This window comes from Salinarchaeum laminariae (assembly GCF_023204835.1).
GTDB lineage: Archaea > Halobacteriota > Halobacteria > Halobacteriales > Salinarchaeaceae > Salinarchaeum > Salinarchaeum laminariae.
In genome coordinates this window covers 2,295,781-2,318,036 of the sequence record NZ_CP096270.1, presented here as the reverse complement: position 1 = coordinate 2,318,036, position 22,256 = coordinate 2,295,781, and the positions used below count along the sequence as shown (strand labels likewise).

Below are 22,256 nucleotides of genomic sequence, written 5' to 3'. Positions count from 1 at the left end.
CGAGCCGATTTCTCGATTCGTCGCGTCAGGTAGCGCCGCCGTACGTTTCCTCGAGATACGCGACGATGTCGTCGCTTTCTGCCATCCCCTCGACGTCGTGCTCGGGATCGACGAGTACAGGGACGCCGGTCTGTCCGCTGACTTCCTCGACCTCGGTTCGCTCGCCGTGAGATCGGGGAACCATCCGGGACTCGTAATCCAGGCCCAACTCGTCGAGCGTGTTGATCACTTTCGCACAGTACGGACATCCCTCCAGTTCGTAGAGGACAAGGTCAGAGTCTACCATCGACCACTAGTTCGACGACGATCCCCTTCAGGTCGGCGGTGGCGGGCATTCGGGTTGCACGAGCGATCCGTATCTCTTCGTCGCCACACGGTTGCTTGCTAACCGAGTAGATCACGACTAGGAAAGCAGGTCGGACTGTTTACGGACCGAAGAGGTGCGATCCAGCCCACCTGCGACCGATCATGGTGCCTGCAGTTCGACGGATGGCATCTCGAAGAATGCCGTTTCGTACCCGTCGTGTCTGGAAAGCTGTGGCGGCGAACCGATCTCGATCGTCGGTGCAGAGTCGAGAGCGTCCTCGAGTGCGACGCCGTAGTGGTGGCCGAGCTGATCGTCGATCGTTTCCACGAGCTCCACCGTGTCGCCATCGAAACTGGCAGAGAGCGAACTGCTGGCGAGCGCGATCCGGTTGTACGGCGTCCGCATCGACACTGCGAGATATTGGCCCTCGCCCTCGACGCCCGCCGGCGGCGAGTCGAGCAGTCGACCGACGAGGACGGCGTCACTGGAGGTGCCGCTGCCCAGGGACGTTCCCGGAAGATCCTCGGTGATGGGGACGCGCCCCGGCGGGGGTCCCATGCCGTCCATCGGCTCGATCGCCTCGCGATTGCCGCGCCGGTTCTCCGCGATCTCGTCGATGTTCAGGTCGAGGACGTCGCTGCTCTGGAAATCGATCGAGAACGTCGTGCTCTCTGGCTCCTGGAATCGGCCCACGAATGTACCGGCTGTGCGGACGGCGATCGGATCGAAGGAGATCCTGACCTCGTAGCTCCCCTCGCCGGGCAAAGCGACGTTGTTGCCGAAGTGAAAGCCCATCCGCTGGGCGAGCATCGACCAGAGCTGATAGCTCTCGACGGGCTCACCATCCTCGAGCAGCGTGCCCGTTGGCTGGCGCGGAAGCACGACGCCGGTCTCTGGGTCCCACGCCGAGACCATCAGATGCATCGAGTCGTCTTCGGAAACCTCGACTCGGCTGGGGGCCGACCCAGTGACGGTCCAGAAACGGTGTGGATAGGTGTAGTGGAGCGAACAGCGAGCCTCGTCAGCGAGATCCTGCATCCCGTACGTTCCCATCTGCTCGCTGGATGCTGGCAGGTAGACCGCTTCGGGCCGGTCCTCGACAAGCGGCGCACCGCTCCAGACGGACTCGGTTTCGAAAAAGTCCGTGCAGCCAGCGAGCACTGCACCCACCCCGACGCCAGCACCGCGAAGGACGCTGCGGCGATTCATTGACGGACGTAGGAGAGACGACGGATTAGAGGTTCTGCTTCGCAGGTGGCGACCCCATTATTTCAGGGGCATCGCAGTGAGAGGACGGTCGGTAGTGGATCAGATCGGCGACACCGTCGGGAGCGAGATGATCCAGAGGCTCGCGATCGTGAAGCAAACCATCACGAGGATGAACGAGTACTGGCTGCGAATCGCCTGAACGCGTCCCGGGAAGGTGTCGATCGCCGTTCCGTGAGCGAGCCAGACGGCGAGCACGTGCCCGAGCAGTATGGCAGCTGCCTCGACGTGCCCGAACCACGACGGAAGCACGATCTGTGATGGATTGAGCGTGGAAAACGGCGCCTGAGCGACGGTAGTCAGCGTCGGCCACAGCGAGAGGAGGAAACCGCCGTAGTGCGCAAAGTGGTAGCCGGCGGCGATCGCGAGGAGCGGCCCTGCGAAGCGGTAGCCCAGATACCGCGTCGAGAGGAAGGTCTGAGCGCGGAGGCGAGAGCGCTGTGCAGCCAGAAGATACGCCCAGAAGAAGAGCCCGAAGGTCGTCAGCAACAAGACGGCGTACACGATCGGCGACGGAACTCCCAGGTCGGTGATCGAGCTAACGACCCGAGTGCCTGGCCGGGTCGCAATTGCTCCGCTGAACGTGAGTTCTGCGACGAGGAGGACGGCGAAGGCCACGCCGGATCTGTCGTCGAAGACCTCACCGTCGCGTAGCCGAGCACCGAACGGTCGTAGTTCGACGCCGTCGTCCGTACGTTGCAGTGGTGCAACGGCGCCATAGTATCGGTACCAGACCGAGAGTGGGTCGGCGCGGCGGAACCAGACGTCTTCACCGAAGGTGATTGCTCCGAGGAGCGTGAACGCCGTGTATCCCAGGACGAGCGTCGCCAGCAGAGCCGGATCGCTCGTGACGGGAAGCACGACCTCGAGCCAGATCAAGACGAGGAGTGCCCCGACCGCTGGCCAGGTCCCGGCGCGATCGGGATACTCCCGGAATCCAGACGGGAGCAGGCTGGCGATTCGTCGCCACGGGTCGAGCATCGGCCACGGATTGCCGAACACGTACGCGACGATCGTCAACCCAGCGCGACCCCCGACGAAGACGAGGAGCACGCCGAGGTTCACCTGCCCGATCTGTGGGCCGAACAGTCCGACCGCGACGATCGTCACGAGACCGAGGATACCGATCGCGCCACCCAGCAGCGTCCCGATGCGTCTGGCTGCCGTCGGAATGCCGAATCCGGCGCGTTTGCCGTGGAGTGCATCGAGGAGCTCGCGATCAGTGACGAGCATCGACATGAGTCCGGAGGCACCGATCACGCCACCGCCAGTGATTGCGTAGAGCCAGGTCGGCACCGACACTTCTCCGCGACTCCCCAGCCCAGCGGAGACGTTGCTAGCTGCTACGACGTCGATCGAGGCGAGCAGCGCGATCGCGAGCGCACCCGAGAGCACCCCACGCCGCACGTGCCTGTTCATCGGCGAGACCTTTCCGTGGGAGCGGCAATTAGCTGTCGTTCTTTACTGCGGCCGGGCGGTCTGTAGCCGAATATCTGGGGGTCGATTCGCAGCACTTCGACGCGATGCCACGCTTGGACACCGCCGTCGAAGTAAAGGGTTAAGTGCAGCCGGCGGGGATCTCAGTGTAGATGACGAGCGTCCGCTTCTATACCGGGGTGTACGTCCTGCTGGTCGCCCTCGTATCGATGAAGATCGTGTTCTTCGAGACCCTTTCCTACGACGTAGCGCTCGCGCTCACGATGCTTTCCGCCGTCGCAGAGGCCATCGTGATCGCTGGCTACTACCAGCACCTCCGTTTCGAGCCCCGTTCCCTGACCTACGTAATGCTCATGGGGGTCGCTGGCGTGTTGCTGGTCACCTTCGCCGCCGCGTTCTCGATCCTCTGATCGGGCGTCACGTTTCTTCGAACACTGCGTCTTTGCTCAGCCACCAGCTCTCTACCATTCTTGGAACGCCACGCAGCAGACGCCACATCGGCTGGTAGCGATCGAGGCTCCGATGTCGTGCCACCTCTGACACACACTGGCAGCGGAACCACTCCACCCGATCGACGAGAAATACCGTGTTCGAAGAGCGAAATCGAAGCCATCTGACACTGCAGCGCAGGACCGGCGCGAGTGACTACCCGTTTCTGGCAGGCGGGAGTCAATCACAGTGCTGACGCTGACGAACAGGTGGCTGTGAACTCTGTGAGTAGCAAGCAGAGAGTTGGATCGGTAGCCCCTCGTGAGTGCGAACGGCCACACGACTGGGTATCAGAGGACGCAATGGAGGCTGGATCCAAGGGGGCCAGCCCCAGTCAGCTGAGGGAAAGGAAACGTCGCGATCGATCAGGCGCCCGTGATGAGGTTGCCTGCGATAACGAGTACGACGATGATGCCGAGAACGAGCGACGTGATGAACGTGGCCCCGGCACTGCCGAAGCCTGCGTTCTCGACGATCGAGTAGGTGCCAAGCGTGATGCCGATCCCTGCGGCAAGGACCGAGAGCAGGAGTTGCGGTTCGGCGAACGCGTGCCCCTGCAGGTAGAAGATGACGCCACCGAAGGCGCCGACCGCCAGGAGCGCGAAGGAGACGAACAGCGCGTCCGTACTCGACGCCCAGTGTTTCGCCTGCTGTCGTTGGGAGACGAAACCGCTTCCAGCGGCCTCCTGTCCGAGCAGCGTCGGGTGACGGCGCCGTGACAGCGTCAACACCGCGAGGATCCCCAGGACGATCAGTCCGGAGAGGACCGCGCTCGCAGCGAGTGAAGCCTCGACCATGTGCGAGGCGAGTGGACGACCGCTATTAAACCCTGCCGGATCGCCCGCGGCGAGCCCCCAGTGTGGCGGTTCCATCGGGCCCGATTTCGTCCCTGAACGGGCAGATCACCACGGGACCGACAGAATGTTCCCGCTACAGTCCTTCGAAACGAGCAATGGCAACGCAGGAATCGCAGCCCCTGGACGTCGCCGCGATCCGGGAGGACTTCCCCATCCTTCAGCGACGCGTCGGCGGCGAGGTCACGCCCGGCACGATCGGCCAGGACGTTCCCGACGGCCAGCGAGTCGTCTATCTCGACAACGCGGCGACGACCCAAAAGCCCGAAGCGGTCGTCGACGCCATCACCGAGTACTACTACGGATACAACGCGAACGTTCACCGCGGCCTCCACCATCTCAGCCAGGAGGCCTCCGTCGCGTACGAGCTCGCACACGATCGGGTCGCGGATTTCATCGGCGCATCGGGCGAACGCGAAGAGATCGTCTTTACGTCGAACACCACAGAGGCAGAGAATCTCGTCGCCTACGCCTGGGGACTGAACGAACTCGGTCCCGGCGACGAGGTCGTGCTCTCGGAGATGGAACACCACTCCTCGCTGGTGACCTGGCAGCAGATCGCAAAGCGAACCGGGGCGACGGTGCGATACATCCGCGTCGGTGAGGACGGTCGTCTCGACATGGAGCACGCGCGCGAACTGATCGGCCCCGACACCGCGATGGTCTCTGTCGTCCACGTCTCGAACACGCTCGGGACGATCAACCCCGTCTCGACGCTCGCAGACATGGCACACGAGCAGGACGCATTCATCTTCGTCGACGGCGCGCAGGCAGTCCCCACGCGTCCCGTCGACGTCGAGGCGATCGACGCGGACTTCTACGCGTTCTCCGGTCACAAGATGCTCGGCCCGACCGGCATCGGCGCTCTCTATGGCAAGAAGCACATCCTCGAGGAGATGGACCCGTTCCTCTACGGCGGTGACATGATCACGAAGGTCACCTACGAAGACGCAAGCTGGAACGAACTCCCCTGGAAGTTCGAGGCCGGAACGCCACGAATTGCCCAGGGCATCGGCCTCGACGCCGCGATCGACTACCTCGACGACCTCGGGATGGAGAACGTCCGCGAGCACGAGGAGCTGATCGCCGAGTACGCCTACGACCGTCTCTCGGAGTTCGACGACATCGAGATCTTCGGGCCCGAGCCCGGTCCCGACCGCGCCGGCCTCGTCGCCTTCGAACTCGACGGTATCCACGCCCACGACGTCGCCTCGATCATGAACGACCACGCCGTCGCGATCCGCGCCGGACACCACTGCACGCAGCCCCTCCACCAAAAGATGGGTATCACCGCCTCTGCGCGAGCGTCGTTCTACGTCTACAACACCCGTGAAGAGGTCGACGCGCTGATCGACGCGATCGACGACGCTCGGCAGCTGTTCGCCTGATTGGGCTGTCTACCTGGTCTACTTTCGATCGAGACCGAACCTTTTCGTCTCGCGGCGTGACGAAGCAGGCATGACGAGCAGTCGTACGTTCGCCGCGACGACGGTCATGCTGGGAGTCGCCGCATACGCCCACGCGCTCTTGACCTGGTCGCTGGAGGGCGCCGTTGCGCTCTTCGTCGGTGGTGCCGTCCTCGCCTTCGTCGGCGAGGTGATCGTCGTGAATATTGGGTGGCTCGAGCACCACGTGGGTCCGAAAGTAGCCGGCGTGCCGCTGTACGTCCTGCCAGGTTGGACGGCCATTATCTACGTCGCCGTCAGGGTCGCACTCGTCATCACCGATGGCTGGATGGTCGTCCCGATCGCGGCTGCGCTCGCGACGGGCTACGACGTGCTCGCAGACAATCGCAGCGTCGAGGACGGATACTGGACGTACACCGACGACCTGCCGGGGCCACAGCACGGCGAGGTACCGTGGTGGAACTACGCAGGCTGGTTCGCGATCAGTGGAGTAACTGCTTCCCTCGTCGTGCAGTTCCTCTAGCTCGGACATTCCCAGGCAGATCCTCGATGCGACGACCGCTCACCGCAGTCCAGGATTCGGATAGTGGCCGATCGTCTCGAGTGCCTCCCACTCCCCTACAAGGCAAGTATTGAGGACCTCGTGATGCTCCTCGTCGATTTCGAAGACTTCCTCGTCGCCAGCGGCCGACGCAGCCTCCACGTCTTTCGTCTCCATGTAGACGTAGAGATACTCCACGCCGTCGCTTTCGCGGATGAATGCTGTTTCTGTCTAGACGCCCTCGTGCTGGAGCATCTCGACGACTTCGTCCTCGCGGTCGTGCAGTTCCGCGTACCACTCGCGGAGTCGGTCGGCCTTCCCGGGTTCGATCGAGGCGCGGGCGAGCGTGACGTCCATCGAGAATGTCGCCGCAGTCGAGTCAGGAACCGATTTCGGTATGCCTCCGAAGGAGAATCCGAGGACTTCGTGACCGCTAACTGGTGGAGGCGGTGCTGTGGCGGACGATCGCAGCACCCGCGCCGAGCGGAGCGAGGCGCGGTCTTTTTTAGTGGAGATTTTTTGCGCGAGGGGTTCCCGCAGCGAGCGACCGAAGGGAGCGAGCGAGGAAACCCGAGCGGAAAAAAGGTCCTTTAGAAGCCTTTTCCGAGCAGTTCGCGCGCGATGATGTTCTTCTGGATCTCCGTCGTCCCCTCGTAGATCTGCGTGATCTTCGCGTCGCGATAGAGGCGTTCGACGTCGAAGTCGTTGACGAACCCGGCGCCGCCGTGAATCTGGACCGCCTCGTTGGCGACGTCCACGGCGGTCGCGGAGGCGAACTCCTTGGCCATCGAAGCGAGCGCGGTGAGCTGCTCGCCCTCGTTCTCGACGCTCCACGCGGACTTGTAGGTGAGCTGGCGTGCGGCCTCCGTCCGGGTGTGCATCTCGGAAAGCTTGTGCTGGATGGCCTGGAAGTCGGAGATCTGGCGGTCGAACTGCTCGCGCTCCTGGGCGTAGTCGAGCGCGCGCTCGCAGGCGCCCTTCGCGATACCGACGCCCTGAGCGGCGACCATCGTTCGCGTCTCGTCGAAGAACTGCATGAGCTGGAGGAAGCCAGCGCCCTCGGTACCGATCAGGTTCTCCTGGGGCACGCGTACGTCGTCGAAGATGAGTTCGGCCGTGTCGGAGGAGCGAATGCCCATCTTCCCGGTGATTTTCTCGGCGGTGAACCCGTCGCGATCGGACTCGACGAGAATCTGGGAGAATCCGGAGTATCTGTCGTCGGTGTCGTCGGTCTTGCACATGACGACGAAGTAGTCACCGACGCTCCCATTGGTGATCCACATCTTGTTCCCGTTGATCACCCACTCGTCACCGTCCTTCTCCGCGGCGGTGGACACCGAGGAAACGTCCGAACCCACGTCGGGCTCGCTGATCGCTGCGCCCATCACAGCGTCGCCAGCCGCGATCGGCTCGAGATACTTCTCCTTTTGCTCCTCCGTGCCGTTGGCCATGATCGAGTCGGCCCCGAAGGCAGCGCTGGTGATACAGAGGCCGATCCCAGGGTCGACGGCGAAGAGCTCCTCTGTAATCAGTGCCATCTCGAACGGCGTGTAGCCCGCGCCCCCGTACTCGACGGGAATGTGCGCGCCGGTCAGCCCCATCTTCGCAGCCTCGTCCATCACGTCGTAGGGGTAGGATTCCTCCTCGTCCAGTTCGGTGGCCACGGGCGCGATCTCGTTCTCGGCGAACTTGCGTACCTCGTCGCGAATCGCTTCCTGCTCCTCGGTCAGTTCGAAGTCCATAGGGTGACAAGGAGCGCCATCCCCAAGACGTTTTTACTCAGTTATAAACTCCAGAGGCGTTGCAAGACCGTCGTGAGGGCAACGTTGAAACGACCGGGTGGCAAAAGGAGTGGTATGGAGTTCGACGAAATCAACCGCATCACGGTTCTCGGTGCAGGAAATATGGGCCACGGCATCGCGGAAGTCGCCGCGATGGCTGGCTACGACGTGACGATGCGCGACATCGAGGAGGAGTTCGTTCAGGACGGCTACGAAAACATCGAGTGGTCGCTGAACAAGCTCGCAGAGAAGGACCGGATCTCCCAGGACGAGGCGGACGCCGCCATCGAACGCGTCACGCCGATCGTCGACCTCGAGGAGGCCGTCGAGGAGGCAGACGTCGTCATCGAAGCCGTGCCGGAGGTTATGGACATCAAGCGAGACACCTACGAGGAGATCGACGAGTACGCGCCCGATCACGCCATCTTCGCCAGCAACACGTCCTCACTCTCGATCACCGCACTCTCGGAGTTCACGGAGCGTCCCGAGCAGTTCTGCGGGATGCACTTCTTCAATCCACCAGTGCGAATGGACCTCGTCGAGGTCATCTCCGGTGCCCACTCCAGCGAGGAGACCCTGGAAACCATCGAGGCACTGGCGGAAGACTTCGACAAGTCACCGGTCCGCGTGCACAAGGACTCGCCAGGCTTCGTCGTCAACCGCGTACTCGTCCCGCTGATGAACGAGGCTGCGTGGCTGGTCTCCGACGACGAGGCGACGATCGCGGAGGTCGACTCCACGACGAAGTTCGGAATGGGCCTGCCGATGGGAAGCTTCGAGCTGGCCGACCTCACCGGCATCGACGTCTCCTACCACGTTCTGGAATACATGGAGGAGGAACTCGGTGACGCCTACGAGGTCGCACCGCTGATCGCGGAGAAGGTCGAGGCCGAGGAGCTCGGCCAGAAGACCGGCAAGGGGTTCTACGACTACGAGAACGGCGGCGTCGACATCCCCACGGACGCGCAGAGCGATCTCGTCGCCTCCCGACTCCTGGCCTGCATGGCCAACCAGATCGCGTTCCTGGTCGGCAACGACGTCGCGGGCCCGGACGCGATCGACCGCGCCGTCAAGCTCGGTGCTGGCTTCCCGGACGGCCCCGCCAAGCTGGCCGACGAGCACGGCCTCGACGACCTCCTGGCGACGCTGGAGACGGCATACGACGAGACCGGCCACCCGCGCTACGAGCCCGCACCGTACTTCGAGGAGGCCGCAGAGGCAGGCGGGTTCCACGCGGCAGAGGACGGCGGCACGACGGACGACGAAGCCGACGCACCCGATTTCGAGACGATCAGCGTCGAGTATCCCGGCGACATGGTCGGCAAAATCGTCATCGACCGGCCACACCGCATGAACACCATCAGCACGGAGGTGCTCGACGAACTCGGCGTCGCGATCGACCTCCTCGAGGACGACGAAGACGTCCGAGCCATCCTGCTACGGGGTGCTGGCGATCGCGCGTTCTCCGCCGGCGCCGACGTCCAGAGCATGGCGGCGGGCGCGAACCCACTCGACGCCGTCGAGCTCTCGCGGAAGGGGCAATCGACGTTCGGCAAGCTGGCCGACTGTGACATGCCGGTCGTTGCCGCCATCGACGGGTTCTGTCTCGGCGGCGGAATGGAGCTTGCAACGTGTGCGGACATCCGCCTCGCGACGGAGCGATCGACGCTGGGTCAGCCCGAGCTTGACCTGGGGCTGCTACCCGGCTGGGGCGGTACCCAGCGGCTCCAACAGATCGTCGGCATGGGACGCGCCAAGGAGATCATCCTCACCGCGGACCAGTACGAGCCCGAAGCTATGGCCGACTACGGCTTCGTCAACGAGATCCACGAGGTCGACGGATTCGACGAGGTCGCACAGGAGTACGCCGCAGATCTCGCTGCCGGTCCGCCGGTCGCACAGCGCTACACCAAGCGCGCCATGAAGAAGGGCCGCGAGTCGACGGAAGCAGGGCTGGAGATCGAATCCCAGGCGTTCGGTCAGCTGATGAACACCGACGACCTCATGGAGGGCGTCACGGCGTTCATGGGCGACGAGGATCCGGAGTTCGAAGGCAAATAGGCCTGCGCGACCGGTCGGCACCGGTACCGATGGCAGTCGTCTGTACCGTTCGCAGTCGATGTACACGCGTCCGTAGATCGGCCCCATTCCGTGCGTCGATCCACGCACACTTTTTGTCTGGAGGGGTCGTAGGTCAGCTGCATGTCGCTCGAGGCCGTGATTGCGTCGGTCGAGCGGAGCGAGCGAACGCTGACGGTGTTCAATCCGAACGACGGCGAGGCCGACGCGTCCGGCGTCGTCGACGATCTCCGGACGACGCTGATCGATCGCAACGTCGAGGTCCGATCCGAGACCACGGAGTCGGGACGGCCCAGGGATTTCGCCGTTCTCGCAATGGACGGCGTGGTGCTCGCGACGATCGACGTCGAATCCCTCGAGTCGATGCTCCAGGCAAGTGATACGGCGTCGGGGAAGCTGGGCTTCGATACCGAACCGTACGCGGACGTCCTTCGTCACCTCCAGGAGACGACGTTTACCTCCTACGACCGGTCACGGATGCTCGAGGCCACCAGAGAAATAGAGGATCGCGCATTTCGGGTCGGCCACGGCGAATTACACGCGGGGTTTCAGACCGTCGACCGGCTGGAACTGCAACGAGAACCCTACGAACAGCTGGTAAATCGAGGCCTGTCCGTCACTGCGTACGCCACACCTGCAGACGCGCCGTTCGAGCTACCGAATCTCGTCGTCCGGACCACCGACGCCGAGGAAATCGCGGTGCACTGGTTCGTCGCGTACGACGGTGGCGGAGAGCCCAGTCAGAAGTGCGCGCTCCTCGCCGAGGAGCGATCTGACGGGTTCTACGGCTGCTGGACGTACGACCCGGACGTCGTCGACTGGATTCTGACGCATCTCCGCGACCGATACGGCACGAACGAGTGAGTCTCGTCCGCCACACACGGGGCCATAGTACTCTCAGCGGGGCGGAGGAATCACAGTCGAGCCCATCCGATCAACGTTAGGCCACCGGCTTTATGAGAGAGTACGTCAAACCTCGGGTAGGGACCCCCCGGAATCACATGTCTGAAGACGCACCCGAGATCCTGGTCGTGGACGACGAATCGCGGCTCGCAGATCTCTTTGCCGCGTGGCTGCAGGCAGACTGGAACGTCGAGACCGCCTACGACGGCGAGACGGCGCTGGAGAAGATGGGCGAGTCCGTCGAGATCGTTCTCCTCGACCGACGGATGCCCGGGCTCTCCGGCGACGAGGTGCTCGAACAGATCCGCGAGGAGGGGTACGACTGCCGAGTCGTGATGGTAACTGCCGTCGACCCCGATTTCGACATCATCGAGATGGGGTTCGACGACTACCTCGTCAAACCCGTCTCCAAGGACGATCTGCTCGACATCATCGACCGTATTCAAACGCGATCCACCTACGAGGCAGACATTCAGGAGTTCTACTCACTCGTCTCGAAGAAGTCTCTCCTCGAATCCGAGAAGTCCGAACGAGAACTGGAGGACAACGAGGAGTACCAGGAGCTCGCCGAACGCGTCGACGAACTCGAAGAGTCAGTCGACCACTCTGTCGGACAGCTCTCGAACCACGACGACTTCGTCGGGGCCTTTCAGGATCTTCCGGGCAGCGACGACGCATGAGACGCCGATAGTTCTCTGAGGCGGAGTGTTCATCGGTGAAATCACGGCGACGAGACGCGTCGCCGCCGAGCATCGGACCGCGGATCGCTACGTTCGCACCGGCGTCAGCGCTCACTCTTCCGCGAGTTGCAACCCCGTTCCGGCGCCGCGTGGAATAGCGATCGTCCCGTCGATCACCGGCGCAGGATCCGGGCCGAGATCCTCCGCGAACCGATCCCCCGTCGCGAGTCCGCAGGCACCGATCGGCGCCAGCGCACCGGCGACGTGTACCGCACCGAGCCGTCCGACGACCGCGTCGACAGTCGTCGAGATCACTGGCTGAACGCCCTGCTTTCGAACGCGACGTGCGAGCCCCACGGTCTTGTCCGGCCCGCCGAGGACCATGGGCTTGCACACGATCACGTCGGCTGCCTCGACGTCCAGCAACCGATCGAGATCGGCCGTCGCAACCGATTCGTCGAGCGCGACGTCGACGGCACCGCCGCGCAGCTTCGCGTGGCCGACGAGATCACCAGCAGCGAGTGGCTGCTCCACGTAGGACACGTCGAACTCGGCGAGTCCATCCAGTGCCGCCTCCGCAGTCGATCGATCCCAGGCCTCGTTGGCGTCGGCGCGGAGCTGCGGACCCGGTCCGACGGCGTTCCGAACCGCGCCGATGCGGTCGAGATCGGCCTCGAGTGATTGCGCACCGATCTTGATCTTCAGGCAGTCGAACCCAGCCGCAACTGCTCGCTCCGCGGCCTCGACCGTCTCCGCAATTGATCCATCGCCGATCGTTGCGTTCACGCGAAGTCGTCGAGATCGCGAACGAGAGCCGCCGCCCAGCTGTCGAACGAGCGGCACGTCGAGACGTCTGGCTCGAAGGTCGGCGAGCGCGAGCGCGAGCCCGTGGCGGGCTGCTGGCGCGTCTGCGATCTCCGCGAGCGTCGGATCGGGGCCACGGAGGCCGATCAGGTCCTGTGCCCGGTCGAGGGCCTCCGTACATTCCTCGAGGGATTCAGTCCAGCCCGGTAGCGGCGTCGCCTCCCCGAGACCGCGGCGATTCTCCGTCCGGAGGCGCACGAGGAATCCCGATCGGGACTCGATTACGCCGTCGGCCGTCCGGAGCGGGTCGACGAGGTCGAGGTCGAACCGCTGGAGATCGAGCTCCACTCAGTTCACCTCCGAGAGAGTCACACCACCACCCCGAACGCGAACGTGACGGCGTAGACGAACAGGAGCTGGCCGGTGCGCTCCAGCGCGGGATTGAGCGCCTCGCCGTCCGTTCTCGTCCGGACGATCTGTGTCAGTGCAACGCCCAGCGGAAGGGTGACGAGCGGAACGAGCACACCGATCGGATAGCCAAAACCCAGCCAGAGCACTGGCGGTACGAGGTACGCGAGAGCCATCATCGCGAAAAACTCGACGCGACTCCAGCGGTAGCCGATCATCACGGCCAGCGTTCGCTTGCCAGCTTCCCGGTCGGTCTCCAGATCACGAACGTTGTTGATCACCAGAATCGTCGTCGAGAGTCCCGCCATCGCGAGACTCGCGACGACCGCTTCGGGAAGGATCGCCCCACCAGGCGGCGATACGATCGGTGGGTTCGCGAGCGTTGCAGCTGCCTGCACGTAGGTCGTTCCGGTCACTGCGACCACGCCGAAGAAGACGAACACGAAGAGATCACCGAGCCCTTTCGACCCGAGCGCCGGTCCGCCAGCGTAGGCGTAGCCGCTCACCACGCTCGCGAGCCCGATCACGACGATCGGCAGCCCACCGACGTAGACGAGGTAGATCCCCAGCACAATTGCGAGGCCGAACGTGCCAAAGGCCGCTATCTTCACCTGTTCAGGTGGGATGAGTCCGGCGTTCGTCGCGCGGGTGAACCCCTCACGATCGGCGGAGTCGACACCGCTGACCGCATCGTAGTAGTCGTTCGCGAAGTTCGTACCGATCTGGATGAGGAGGGCCCCGACCAGCGCTGCGAGCGCGGGTAACGGAGCGAACACTCCTTCGTGTACCGCGACGGCCGTCCCGACGATCACCGGTGCCGCACCAGCTGGAAGCGTCTGTGGTCGCGTGGCCAACACCCAGGCCCGAGCACGGGATGGCTCGCCGCTCATTACCCGTTCTCGGGAGCCGGTCGGCCTTAACCTTGGCATCTCGGCGACGGTTCTTTGATACGAGAACACGAAGCTCGTGCAATGGCCCGACCGTTACTCAGCCGTCTCTGGGACGCCAGTGAGGCCACTGACTCCGAGAGCCCTGGGAAGAACGAATCACCTGCTGACTGCGAAGCGGCGGATCCAGAGGAGCGAACTGACGCGGACACGGACTCGAACGACGTCTGGGACATCATTCCATCCCGAGAGTACGATGGAAAGTACGTGGAATCGGGTGGCCACTCGCGAGGCGAACAGGAGCAGGCGCTCCGTGAGATTCAGCGGCAGGCCGCCGAAATCGAGGGTACGGACGACCCACAGGAGTTCGCGCAGGACGGCTGAGAGAACTGTTCGGTAGTCAGTACCGCCAGGGGTAGTCGTCGAAATCTGGCTCGCGCCCCTCGACGAACGCGTCGCGCCCTTCCGCTGCCTCGTCGGTCATGTAGCCCAGCCGCGTCGCCTCGCCGGCGAACACCTGCTGGCCGACGAGCCCGTCCGAGTCGAGATTGAACGCGTACTTGAGCATCCGCATCGCGGTCGGACTCTTCGAGGTCATCTCCTCGGCCCACTCGAGCGCGCGCTCTTCGAGGTCTTCGTGGGGGACGACTTCGTTGACCATCCCCATGTCGGCGGCCTCGTCGGCGTCGTAGGCCTTCCCAAGGAAGAACACCTCACGGGCCTTCTTCTGTCCGATCTGTCTGGCGAGATACGCGGAGCCGAATCCGCCGTCGAAGCTCGCCACGTCGGGATCGGTCTGCTTGAACGCCGCGTGCTCCTCGCTGGCGATCGTGAGATCGCAGACGACGTGGAGCGAGTGGCCGCCGCCGACGGCCCAGCCCGGAACGACGGCGACGACGGGCTTGGGAATGTGTCGGATCTGGCGCTGTACCTCCAGAATGTGGAGCCGGCCGACGTCGGATTCAGAGCCAGCGGTATCATCACTCCCCTCGTCGTCCTCGTCGTCCCCGCGATACTCGTAGCCGTCCGCGCCGCGGATTCGCTGGTCGCCACCCGAGGAGAAGGCCCAGCCGCCGTCTTTCGAGGACGGACCGTTCCCGGTCAACAGGACGCAGCCGACGTCCGTCTGGCGCTTCGCGTGGTCGAGCGCGGCCGAGAGCTCGTCGACCGTTCGCGGGCGGAACGCGTTCCGGACGTCGGGCCGATCGAACGCGATTCGAACCGCGCCGATGTCCACGGCGCGGTGATAGGTCACGTCCTCGAACTCGACTGCGTCCACGGGCTCCCAGCGAGCCTCGTCCATGATCGCGGAGGTCATGGTCATCGGTGGGTTCGGCCTCCTGAAAGCACTTTCCCGACGAGGGGACAATCCTGCATGCTCTGCGTACTGGGAACGGTCGAACGAAAATCGGGAAGGGAGAGCGATCCGTCTGGCGGTGTCCTTTTTGGTACTGGAGGGTGATTGATCGGACGATTCGAGCCCTCCACATGCCAACCACGTACTACGATCTGCTCGAGGTCGACCCCGACGCCGACCAAGAGACGATCCGGGACGCCTACCGCGAGAAGGTCAAGGAGTACCACCCGGACGTCTCCGATCACCCCGACGCAGGGGAGCGGTTCAAGCGAGTCAAACGCGCCGAGATCGTACTCACCGATCCCGACGAACGAGCGACGTACGACAGACTCGGACACGACGCGTACGTGAACGGCGACGAACCAGAGTCCAACCAACCGACTGGGGACGAGGTGCGGTGGGCCGCAGCCCGGGCGGCCGAGGGTGACCACGACGCAGGCGGTGGCCGGAGCGCAGGCTGGCGCGAGCGCGAAAGGCAGGCTCGACGACGGGATCGTACGGAGTGGTTCGGTGGGGGCAATGGCGACGACGATCCGTTCGACGATCCCTTCGATACGGAGTCCGGAGATGGTTCACGTGGCAGCAATCCGCGAGAGACCGTGGGGAGCGTGGGCGGCCGGGACGATAGTTCGCCAGACGGTGGTGGCCTGGGTGCGGAACGAACGGCGACCGACGGGTGGGGCACCGCGAACGATCAGTCTGCCAGTCACACTGTTCACGAGTGGGGCCCAGAGGAGCGGACCACAGGTATCCCCCGACCGAACTGGACCCAGGACGACGTGGTCCTGCTCGCGTCCTCGATCATGCTCTATCCACTGCTGCTCGGACTGACGGCAATGCCGGCATTTCCGGTCGTCGCGCGCGCCGCGATCGGTCTCTGTGCGATCGCACTCGTCGCATTCTTGCTTCCGCGACCGGCCTTCGGCATCCCGGTGTTCGGCACCTGGAGCATCCTGCTCCCCGCGGTGCTCGTCGGGCTCGAAGTGTCACCACTCTCCGTCGTCGGTATCGTACTGCTCGCTGGCGTCTGGCTCCCGCTCGGCTACTCGGTTGCCGTCGCGATGGTGCTGGTGCGGTAACTCCACATCGCGGTCGGTACCCTTCTCACGGTCTCGCCGACTCCGCGAGGATCGAATCGAGTTCTGCGGCGAGAGATTCGCGCGTACGATGGCTGGACGCGGCGTCGAAGCGAAGCTCGATCACGTCGACTCCGTCGCGTCCGATCGACGACGAGCATGCCGTCTGGAGTGCGTCGAGTGACTTCACGCGTTCGTACCCGAGATCGTAGAGCTCGGCCGTCGGCTCGAACTCCAGACCGTGAGGCGTCTTGAACGCCTCAGTGAACGGCGGCTCGAACGACTCGATCGGCAGCGCGTGGAAGATGCCGCCGCCGTCGTTGTTGACGACGACGAGCGTCGCGTCGAGGTCGCATCGGCCCGCAGCCAGCAGTCCGTTCATGTCGTGATAGAAGGCCAGATCGCCGAGGATGCCGACGAGGGGTTCCGCACCGCCGCTGGCAGCGCCCAGTGCCGACGAGACGATACCGTCGATGCCACTCGCTCCGCGGTTCGCGAGCGCGCCGATTCGCCGGTCGTCGGGCGCACCGAACCGGTCGAGATCCCGCACGGGCATGCTGTTCGACGCGAAAACGGTCGCCTCCTGTGGAAGCGAGTCGAGGACGGCAGGCACGACAGCGCCTTCGAACGGTTCGTCGTCCCGAGCGTCCGCGAGCACCGACCAGTGTTCCGACTCCGCGGCCGCGAACCGCTCGCGGTACCGCACGCGTCCAGAGCCAGTGGGATCGACGCCGCGATCCCGGAGCGATGCCTCGAGTGCGTCGAATGCCAGCGGTGGATCCGCGCGCAGCACCGCAGACGCGGAGAACGTCGCTTCGCGCCACTCGCCCGCGGGATCGATCAGCACCTGGTAGGCGTCCGTCTCCCCGAGATACGTTCTGAGGGCCTTCGACGTTGGGGAAGCCCCCGTCCGAACGACGACTGACGGCTCGGGCCACTCCGCGACCGCATCCGAACCCACGTAGGCGTCGTAGCCGCCACAGACGAGCGCAGGTTCGTCGCTGGCAGCCGATTCTGGACCGGGACCGAACCGCGCCCCCGAGAGTGGATCCGCGAGCACCGGTGCGCCTGCCGCTGCGGCCGCCGATCGGATGGAGTTGCCACTCGAAATTCCGGTGTGGTGTTCCCCGGCGTTCACGCTCCGCGTCCCGTCCGAACTCTGCTGCCCGCCCGCACTCCGCTGCCCGCCCGCGCCTTCGACGACCGGGTCGGCAGGCCCTGCGACGAACAGGACACGATCCGATTCGGCAATTCTGTCAGCGAGTGCGTCGATGCGGTCCTGTGACGGACGGTGTGACCCGTCGTCCGTGTCCACGAACGGTCCGTCGCGGCCGCTGACGCCCAGACCGTCTGGATCCTTGGGATCGTCGCCCTCGACCTCGATTGGTTCGAGGGGTTTGCGGAACGGGACGTTCAGGTGAACCGGGCCAGCGGGCGACCCGCTGGCGCTTGCAACTGCACGCGCGGCGTCGACGCGCAGCCGTCGGAGTTTCCGATCCGTCGGTTCGGGCTCCGGGAGTTCGCGAAACCATCGGACTGCGTCCCCGTAGAGCTTCGTCTGATCGACGGTCTGGTTCGCACCGCTGTCGCGCAGCTCCGGGGGGCGATCCGCCGTCAGCAGGACGAGCGGAACGCGGGCCTGGCTCGCCTCGATCACTGCGGGGTGGAAGTTCGCCGCTGCGGTACCAGACGTGCAGATCAGTCCGAGCGGGCGACCGGTTCGGCGAGCGCGGCCAAGCGCGAAGTAGCTCGCGGAGCGTTCGTCGAGGTGGGAAAAGACGGTCAGCTCGTCGTGATCGTACGCCGCTACTGTCAGCGGCGTGGATCGGCTCCCCGGAGCGATGCAAACAGCGTCGAGACCATTCGCGACGAGCTCGTCGACGAGGATCTCGGCCCAGAGTGTGTTCCGGTTGGGCGCGGTCATTCCGAGAGCGCCTCCAGCATCGGACCGTACTTGAGCTGTACCTCGTCCCACTCGCGGTCGGGCTCGCTGTCCGCGACGATGCCGGCGCCGGCGAAAAGCGTCGCCGAGTCACCGTTCGCGATCGCAGAGCGGATCGCGACCTCGAACGTCCCGTCACCGGCGGCGTCGAACCAGCCGACTGGTGCGGCGTACCAACCCCGATCGAACGCCTCCGTCGATCGGATCGTCTCAAGAGCGGCCTCGGGTGGGAGACCGCCGACTGCGGGCGTCGGATGGAGCGCCTCGACGAGTGAGAGAACGTGCTCGGCGTCGGAGAGCTCCGCTGAGATCGGCGTCTCGAGGTGCTGGACCGTCGCGAGCGTCCGGATCTGGCGCTGTCCAGTCCTGACGGATGCCGCGAGCGGCGAGAGCTGCTCCCGGATCGCCTCGACGACCAGTTCGTGTTCGTGAGCGTCTTTCCGGCTCTCCTGGAGCTCCTGGGCAAGCCACTCATCTTCTTCCTCGGTGTCGCCGCGGCCAGTCGATCCCGCGAGTGCTCGCGTCTCCACCGAACGACCCGAGAGGGAGACGAGTCGTTCGGGGGTCGCACCAAAGAGCGTCGCGTCGGTGGTCGGACTGAGCAAATAGCGCGTGCAGTCGGGGTAGGTGCCGGCGAGTCGTTCGAGCGCGTCCGAGGGCGAGAGCGACCCGTTGAGCGCCAGCTCCGTGGATTGGGCGAGTACGACCTTTCGGAGCGAGCCGGCGTCGATCCGTTCGATCGCGGTACGGAGCTGCTCTCGCCACTCGTCCTGTGAGGGGTCCCGACTGCGTTGTTCGAACCCCGGCGGCGCAGCGGGAGGGCCGGGGTCAGGGAGATCAACCAGCTCGTCGGCAACGTCGTCGGCCCGTGCACTTGCGGCGCCCGCCTCGGCGTCGGTGAGTGTGACGGTCAGTCGGGTCTCGTCTCCGTCGCGGACGACCTGAATCTCGGGCAATACGAAGTAGGCGCCGGGGAAGCCGGTCCACGGGTGGCCCGGCTCGTGGTCGCCGTGGAAGGCGAACCCGCCGAACAGACGCGGCCGTGCAGCGCGAGGCGTGCTCTCTTCGAACGTCCCGAAGAGCTCGTCGGCCTGTGATTGGATCGACTCGAAGCGGTCCGACCCGCTCGCCGTGAGTGTCGCAGCGGCGCCACACCCCACCAGCGAGGGGTCCTCGGGTGCGCGCCAGCACGCCGTCGGGGGACCGAACGTCTCGAGTACCGCCCGGAGGGAGACGTCCGGTATCGTCCGCGTGTGCGAGACGAGAGCGCCATCCCCCGCGACGACCGACACGGCTCCGGTCCCGTCCATTGACGGTGAGTCGGGGCCGCTGTCCCTTCAGGCTATCCCATTCGGCGAATCGGTCGGCGACGGTGAATCGCCGCTCTCGTACAGGGAGGCACGATCACGTCCCAGGCTGTCCACCAACGTCCCATTCCCATCGGCCGATTCCAGGAGTGCGCTCGTCGTGGGCCGCCCCGTCAAAGTTAAATACCCCTCTGCCGAACCGCCGCACGTCCGATGCCAAAGGTCGAGATCACGGTCCCGGAGCACCTCGAGATGCAGATCGCCCAGCTCGTCGAGAAAGGGGAGTTCGTCAACCGAGAGGAGGCAATCGAAGAGCTCCTCTCCACGGGCCTCAAGGCCTACAAGACGAGTGGACCCATGGACGACGAGAACGAACCTGGTGGCCTCGAAGACGACGGTATGATGGGCCACGACGACGAATACGTCTTCTGAGAGCGCGCGTGGCGAACGGCAGCGTCCTCCACACCGGACCGAACTCCCTACGCCGTCCGTCCGATTCCGCACGCCCGACACCGGCCGATAGTACCGTCTGAACGATGCCGGATCGTCGCCGCCCCGTTCCCTCTGGCGTTCTGGTCGCGACTGGCGGCTTCACCGGCGCGATTGCCCGGTTTCTCGTCGACGAGGCCATGGGAGCGTCGTTGCAGTCGACGCTCCTCGTGAACGTCGTCGGGAGTTTTGCCCTCGCACTGCTACTGGCGAGGCTGCTCAATCCGAGCGGGTCGGAACTCCCCACGGGGCGACGGCGACTGCAACGGTTCGGTGCGACCGGCTTTCTCTCCTCGTTCACGACCTACAGCACGTTCGTCGTCGGGACACTCAAGCAGGAACCGGCAGTCGCCGTCGGATACGTTCTTGCGACCTACGCCGCGGGCTTCGCGGCCGCGGGCCTCGGCCTGGCTGCAGGAAGGTGGCGGGGTGAGCGCAGGTGACGCCGATCGGCGCGGTACTCACAGTGAGCCAGGCGAGCAGCGGCGGATCGGGAATCGAACCCGTCCTCCTCGTCGGCGTTGGCGGCGCAGCAGGAGCACTCACGCGATTCGCAATCGGCGAACTGATCTCCATCGATCGGTACCCTGCGTCGGTGATCGCTGTGAATCTGCTGGGATCCGTGCTCGCGACGCTCTTATTCGTTCGCTCCCCCGGAGACGAGTTGGTTCTCCTCACCGGTGTCGGATTCTGTGGATCGCTCACGACGTTCTCAACGTTCTCCGTCCAGACGGTACGTCTCTGGACAGAGGATCGGCCCGCAGCGGCGATTTCCGTCGCATTTGGAACGTTACTCGCCTGTCTGGTCGGCGCGTCGCTCGTAGTGGCTATCCACTCGACACTCTGAGTGAATCCAATCGAGGTGCGCGTAGAAAACCGCGCCGACCGTCGTTGAGAGACCGTTAGGCGAGCAGGGCGGGAACGCCGTAGGCGACGACGAGCCCAACAGCCGTCACCACTCCGCCGATCGCCGCTTCTCGCATCGTGAACTCACTCTGCGGCGCGGTCGTGCGACCGGCCGGCTCGCTGTCGTGGTCGTGTGCGTCGTGGCCGTGACTCTCGTCCCCGTGATTGCCGTGGTCGTGATCGTCGTGGCCGGCGCCGTCGTCATCGCTATCGTTGGCGATCTTTTCCAGGTCGATGTCGGGACCGACGGAGTCGGACTCCTTCTCGTCGTCGCTCATACGAGCACGTCGTTGCGCTCTGGCCTTAAACGCAGCCATCCCAGTTCACGTAGCAACCGTTCGGAGGCCGATCAATTAGACGCGGGCTAGAAGGGCAATCGTTCAAAGGCCGCGGAGGCTGTGAGCAGCGCCACGGGATCGACCGCGGATTGGCAACCAACACGACCGACTGGCGAATACTGCACGCGAACGCACGGTTTTTCCCGACTGCGATGGTAGCCAGAGGTGAATGGGACTCACGAAGCGGATCATTCCCTGTATCGACGTGGACGTCGACGAGGACGGGAACGCCGCGGTCTACACCGGTGTCAACTTCGAGGATCTCGAGTACACCGGCGATCCCGTGGAGATGGCCAAGCGGTACAACGAGTCCGGCGCCGACGAGTTCGTCTTTCTGGACATCACTGCCTCCGCCGAGGGGCGCGAGACGATGCTGGAGACCGTCTCCGCCGTCGCCGACGAGGTGTTCATTCCGCTCACCGTCGGTGGCGGGATCCGCACGCGCGAGGACGTCAAGGAGACGCTTCGGGCCGGTGCCGACAAGTGTTCGATCAACACTGGCGCGCTCCAGCGTCCCGAGCTGATAGAGGAGGGTGCCGCCGCGTTCGGTTCGCAGTGTATCGTGATCTCGGTTGACGCCCGGCGCCGCTTCGACGAGCAGGGGGAACACTACGAACAGGTGGACGGCGAGTCCTGCTGGTTCGAGTGCACGGTCAAAGGCGGCCGCGAAGGAACTGGCCGCGACGTCGTCGAGTGGTCGACGGAAGCCGAGGATCGCGGTGCCGGGGAGCTGTTCGTCAACTCGATCGACGCCGACGGGACGAAGGACGGCTACGACGTGCCGCTGATGAACGCCGTCTGTGACGCCGTCGACACGCCAGTCATCGCGTCGTCGGGCTGTGGTGGTCCCGAGCACGCGTACGAAGTGTTCACCGAGGCAGACGCCGACGCGGCGCTCGCGGCGTCGATTTTCCACTTCGACGAGTACACGATCCGGGAAGTCAAGGAGTATCTCGACGACCGCGGCGTTCCCGTTCGACTGTAGGTACTCCGGGGCGT

Annotated in this window: 23 protein-coding genes and 1 pseudogene; 12 read left to right on the top strand and 12 right to left on the bottom strand. The window is 64.6% G+C overall.

The window, feature by feature from the left end; translation table 11 throughout:
- Positions 1–25 precede the first annotated feature (25 nt).
- From MXF70_RS10895 to MXF70_RS10885, 3 genes are all read right to left on the bottom strand, one after another.
- On the bottom strand, positions 26–286 hold the full coding sequence (locus MXF70_RS10895) for a glutathione S-transferase N-terminal domain-containing protein (protein WP_248515662.1): 261 nt from the start codon (positions 284–286) through the stop codon (positions 26–28).
- Positions 287–466: 180 nt separating this feature from the next.
- On the bottom strand, positions 467–1,516 hold the full coding sequence (locus tag MXF70_RS10890) for a DUF7350 domain-containing protein (RefSeq protein ID WP_248515661.1): 1,050 nt from the start codon (positions 1,514–1,516) through the stop codon (positions 467–469).
- A gap of 99 nt (positions 1,517–1,615) precedes the next feature.
- The gene (locus MXF70_RS10885) at positions 1,616–2,992 is read right to left on the bottom strand and encodes a hypothetical protein (protein ID WP_248515660.1); all 1,377 of its coding nucleotides are present in this window, start codon (positions 2,990–2,992) and stop codon (positions 1,616–1,618) included.
- Between the two features lie 170 nt (positions 2,993–3,162).
- Here MXF70_RS10885 and MXF70_RS10880 point away from each other — a divergent pair, with 170 nt between their 5' ends.
- Positions 3,163–3,420 (top strand): cytochrome C oxidase subunit IV family protein, encoded by a 258-nt coding sequence (locus MXF70_RS10880; protein ID WP_248515659.1) that lies wholly within the window; start codon positions 3,163–3,165, stop codon positions 3,418–3,420.
- A 444-nt stretch (positions 3,421–3,864) separates the two neighbouring features.
- Here the strand turns inward: MXF70_RS10880 and MXF70_RS10875 are convergent, their stop codons facing one another.
- The gene (locus MXF70_RS10875; protein WP_248515658.1) at positions 3,865–4,296 is read right to left on the bottom strand and encodes a hypothetical protein; all 432 of its coding nucleotides are present in this window, start codon (positions 4,294–4,296) and stop codon (positions 3,865–3,867) included.
- A 155-nt stretch (positions 4,297–4,451) separates the two neighbouring features.
- Between MXF70_RS10875 and MXF70_RS10870 the strand changes: the two genes are divergently transcribed.
- Positions 4,452–5,741 (top strand): aminotransferase class V-fold PLP-dependent enzyme, encoded by a 1,290-nt coding sequence (locus MXF70_RS10870; RefSeq protein WP_248515657.1) that lies wholly within the window; start codon positions 4,452–4,454, stop codon positions 5,739–5,741.
- Between the two features lie 70 nt (positions 5,742–5,811).
- Positions 5,812–6,282: a carotenoid biosynthesis protein gene (locus MXF70_RS10865; protein ID WP_248515656.1), complete on the top strand. Its 471-nt coding sequence runs from the start codon at positions 5,812–5,814 to the stop codon at positions 6,280–6,282.
- Positions 6,283–6,321: 39 nt separating this feature from the next.
- Here MXF70_RS10865 and MXF70_RS10860 read toward each other — a convergent pair.
- Positions 6,322–6,657: pseudogene (locus MXF70_RS10860) on the bottom strand (DUF6176 family protein).
- 233 nt (positions 6,658–6,890) lie between these two features.
- Complete coding sequence (locus MXF70_RS10855; RefSeq protein ID WP_248515655.1) at positions 6,891–8,042, bottom strand: acyl-CoA dehydrogenase family protein; 1,152 nt, start codon at positions 8,040–8,042, stop codon at positions 6,891–6,893.
- A gap of 114 nt (positions 8,043–8,156) precedes the next feature.
- Between MXF70_RS10855 and MXF70_RS10850 the strand changes: the two genes are divergently transcribed.
- The 3 genes from MXF70_RS10850 (at position 8,157) to MXF70_RS10840 (ending at position 11,743) form a co-directional block, all read left to right on the top strand.
- Positions 8,157–10,142 carry a 3-hydroxyacyl-CoA dehydrogenase/enoyl-CoA hydratase family protein gene (locus MXF70_RS10850; protein ID WP_248515654.1) on the top strand — a complete coding sequence of 662 codons (1,986 nt, stop codon included), beginning with the start codon at positions 8,157–8,159 and terminating at the stop codon, positions 10,140–10,142.
- Between the two features lie 141 nt (positions 10,143–10,283).
- Positions 10,284–11,024, top strand: coding sequence for a DICT sensory domain-containing protein (locus tag MXF70_RS10845; protein ID WP_248515653.1), 741 nt, complete (start codon positions 10,284–10,286; stop codon positions 11,022–11,024).
- Between the two features lie 137 nt (positions 11,025–11,161).
- Entirely contained in the window at positions 11,162–11,743 is a 582-nt protein-coding gene (locus tag MXF70_RS10840) for a HalX domain-containing protein (RefSeq protein WP_248515652.1), read from the top strand.
- A gap of 111 nt (positions 11,744–11,854) precedes the next feature.
- Here the strand turns inward: MXF70_RS10840 and MXF70_RS10835 are convergent, their stop codons facing one another.
- Positions 11,855–12,895: a mandelate racemase/muconate lactonizing enzyme family protein gene (locus tag MXF70_RS10835; RefSeq protein WP_248515651.1), complete on the bottom strand. Its 1,041-nt coding sequence runs from the start codon at positions 12,893–12,895 to the stop codon at positions 11,855–11,857.
- A 20-nt stretch (positions 12,896–12,915) separates the two neighbouring features.
- Positions 12,916–13,845 carry a 1,4-dihydroxy-2-naphthoate polyprenyltransferase gene (locus MXF70_RS10830; protein WP_248515650.1) on the bottom strand — a complete coding sequence of 310 codons (930 nt, stop codon included), beginning with the start codon at positions 13,843–13,845 and terminating at the stop codon, positions 12,916–12,918.
- An 81-nt stretch (positions 13,846–13,926) separates the two neighbouring features.
- Between MXF70_RS10830 and MXF70_RS10825 the strand changes: the two genes are divergently transcribed.
- Entirely contained in the window at positions 13,927–14,226 is a 300-nt protein-coding gene (locus MXF70_RS10825; RefSeq protein ID WP_248515649.1) for a hypothetical protein, read from the top strand.
- A 16-nt stretch (positions 14,227–14,242) separates the two neighbouring features.
- Here MXF70_RS10825 and MXF70_RS10820 read toward each other — a convergent pair whose 3' ends face one another.
- On the bottom strand, positions 14,243–15,160 hold the full coding sequence (locus tag MXF70_RS10820; protein ID WP_248515648.1) for a 1,4-dihydroxy-2-naphthoyl-CoA synthase: 918 nt from the start codon (positions 15,158–15,160) through the stop codon (positions 14,243–14,245).
- 170 nt (positions 15,161–15,330) lie between these two features.
- On the opposite strand from MXF70_RS10820, the gene MXF70_RS10815 reads away from it, so the two are divergent.
- Positions 15,331–16,278 (top strand): J domain-containing protein, encoded by a 948-nt coding sequence (locus tag MXF70_RS10815; protein WP_248515647.1) that lies wholly within the window; start codon positions 15,331–15,333, stop codon positions 16,276–16,278.
- 25 nt (positions 16,279–16,303) lie between these two features.
- Here MXF70_RS10815 and menD read toward each other — a convergent pair whose 3' ends face one another.
- Both menD and MXF70_RS10805 read right to left on the bottom strand, forming a co-directional pair.
- The gene (gene menD, locus MXF70_RS10810) at positions 16,304–18,199 is read right to left on the bottom strand and encodes a 2-succinyl-5-enolpyruvyl-6-hydroxy-3-cyclohexene-1-carboxylic-acid synthase (RefSeq protein WP_248515646.1); all 1,896 of its coding nucleotides are present in this window, start codon (positions 18,197–18,199) and stop codon (positions 16,304–16,306) included.
- Positions 18,196–19,527, bottom strand: a complete 1,332-nt coding sequence (locus MXF70_RS10805) for an isochorismate synthase (protein WP_248515645.1) — start codon at positions 19,525–19,527, stop codon at positions 18,196–18,198. The genes menD and MXF70_RS10805 overlap by 4 nt, the downstream gene beginning before the upstream one ends.
- Positions 19,528–19,737: 210 nt before the next feature.
- On the opposite strand from MXF70_RS10805, the gene MXF70_RS10800 reads away from it, so the two are divergent.
- From MXF70_RS10800 to MXF70_RS10790, 3 genes are all read left to right on the top strand, one after another.
- Positions 19,738–19,956, top strand: a complete 219-nt coding sequence (locus MXF70_RS10800; RefSeq protein WP_020447808.1) for a ribbon-helix-helix domain-containing protein — start codon at positions 19,738–19,740, stop codon at positions 19,954–19,956.
- A 104-nt stretch (positions 19,957–20,060) separates the two neighbouring features.
- The gene (locus MXF70_RS10795) at positions 20,061–20,456 is read left to right on the top strand and encodes a fluoride efflux transporter FluC (RefSeq protein ID WP_248515644.1); all 396 of its coding nucleotides are present in this window, start codon (positions 20,061–20,063) and stop codon (positions 20,454–20,456) included.
- Complete coding sequence (locus MXF70_RS10790) at positions 20,453–20,860, top strand: fluoride efflux transporter FluC (RefSeq protein WP_248515643.1); 408 nt, start codon at positions 20,453–20,455, stop codon at positions 20,858–20,860. The genes MXF70_RS10795 and MXF70_RS10790 overlap by 4 nt, the downstream gene beginning before the upstream one ends.
- A 55-nt stretch (positions 20,861–20,915) precedes the next feature.
- Here MXF70_RS10790 and MXF70_RS10785 read toward each other — a convergent pair whose 3' ends face one another.
- Positions 20,916–21,197 (bottom strand): DUF7550 family protein, encoded by a 282-nt coding sequence (locus tag MXF70_RS10785; RefSeq protein WP_248515642.1) that lies wholly within the window; start codon positions 21,195–21,197, stop codon positions 20,916–20,918.
- 229 nt (positions 21,198–21,426) lie between these two features.
- Between MXF70_RS10785 and hisF the strand changes: the two genes are divergently transcribed.
- Positions 21,427–22,242: an imidazole glycerol phosphate synthase subunit HisF gene (gene hisF / locus MXF70_RS10780; RefSeq protein WP_248515641.1), complete on the top strand. Its 816-nt coding sequence runs from the start codon at positions 21,427–21,429 to the stop codon at positions 22,240–22,242.
- Positions 22,243–22,256 lie beyond the last annotated feature (14 nt).

Coding starts and splice junctions, on each gene's coding strand:
- MXF70_RS10830 (WP_248515650.1), bottom strand. CDS start 13,845: ATGAGCGGCGAGCCATCCCGTGCTCGGGCCTGGGTGTTGGCCACGCGA.
- MXF70_RS10870 (WP_248515657.1), top strand. CDS start 4,452: ATGGCAACGCAGGAATCGCAGCCCCTGGACGTCGCCGCGATCCGGGAG.
- hisF (WP_248515641.1), top strand. CDS start 21,427: ATGGGACTCACGAAGCGGATCATTCCCTGTATCGACGTGGACGTCGAC.
- MXF70_RS10895 (WP_248515662.1), bottom strand. CDS start 286: ATGGTAGACTCTGACCTTGTCCTCTACGAACTGGAGGGATGTCCGTAC.
- MXF70_RS10865 (WP_248515656.1), top strand. CDS start 5,812: ATGACGAGCAGTCGTACGTTCGCCGCGACGACGGTCATGCTGGGAGTC.
- MXF70_RS10840 (WP_248515652.1), top strand. CDS start 11,162: ATGTCTGAAGACGCACCCGAGATCCTGGTCGTGGACGACGAATCGCGG.
- MXF70_RS10845 (WP_248515653.1), top strand. CDS start 10,284: ATGTCGCTCGAGGCCGTGATTGCGTCGGTCGAGCGGAGCGAGCGAACG.
- MXF70_RS10815 (WP_248515647.1), top strand. CDS start 15,331: ATGCCAACCACGTACTACGATCTGCTCGAGGTCGACCCCGACGCCGAC.
- menD (WP_248515646.1), bottom strand. CDS start 18,199: ATGACCGCGCCCAACCGGAACACACTCTGGGCCGAGATCCTCGTCGAC.
- MXF70_RS10885 (WP_248515660.1), bottom strand. CDS start 2,992: ATGAACAGGCACGTGCGGCGTGGGGTGCTCTCGGGTGCGCTCGCGATC.
- MXF70_RS10805 (WP_248515645.1), bottom strand. CDS start 19,527: ATGGACGGGACCGGAGCCGTGTCGGTCGTCGCGGGGGATGGCGCTCTC.
- MXF70_RS10795 (WP_248515644.1), top strand. CDS start 20,061: ATGCCGGATCGTCGCCGCCCCGTTCCCTCTGGCGTTCTGGTCGCGACT.
- MXF70_RS10800 (WP_020447808.1), top strand. CDS start 19,738: ATGCCAAAGGTCGAGATCACGGTCCCGGAGCACCTCGAGATGCAGATC.
- MXF70_RS10850 (WP_248515654.1), top strand. CDS start 8,157: ATGGAGTTCGACGAAATCAACCGCATCACGGTTCTCGGTGCAGGAAAT.
- MXF70_RS10890 (WP_248515661.1), bottom strand. CDS start 1,516: ATGAATCGCCGCAGCGTCCTTCGCGGTGCTGGCGTCGGGGTGGGTGCA.
- MXF70_RS10825 (WP_248515649.1), top strand. CDS start 13,927: ATGGCCCGACCGTTACTCAGCCGTCTCTGGGACGCCAGTGAGGCCACT.
- MXF70_RS10875 (WP_248515658.1), bottom strand. CDS start 4,296: ATGGTCGAGGCTTCACTCGCTGCGAGCGCGGTCCTCTCCGGACTGATC.
- MXF70_RS10785 (WP_248515642.1), bottom strand. CDS start 21,197: ATGAGCGACGACGAGAAGGAGTCCGACTCCGTCGGTCCCGACATCGAC.
- MXF70_RS10880 (WP_248515659.1), top strand. CDS start 3,163: ATGACGAGCGTCCGCTTCTATACCGGGGTGTACGTCCTGCTGGTCGCC.
- MXF70_RS10855 (WP_248515655.1), bottom strand. CDS start 8,042: ATGGACTTCGAACTGACCGAGGAGCAGGAAGCGATTCGCGACGAGGTA.
- MXF70_RS10820 (WP_248515648.1), bottom strand. CDS start 15,160: ATGACCTCCGCGATCATGGACGAGGCTCGCTGGGAGCCCGTGGACGCA.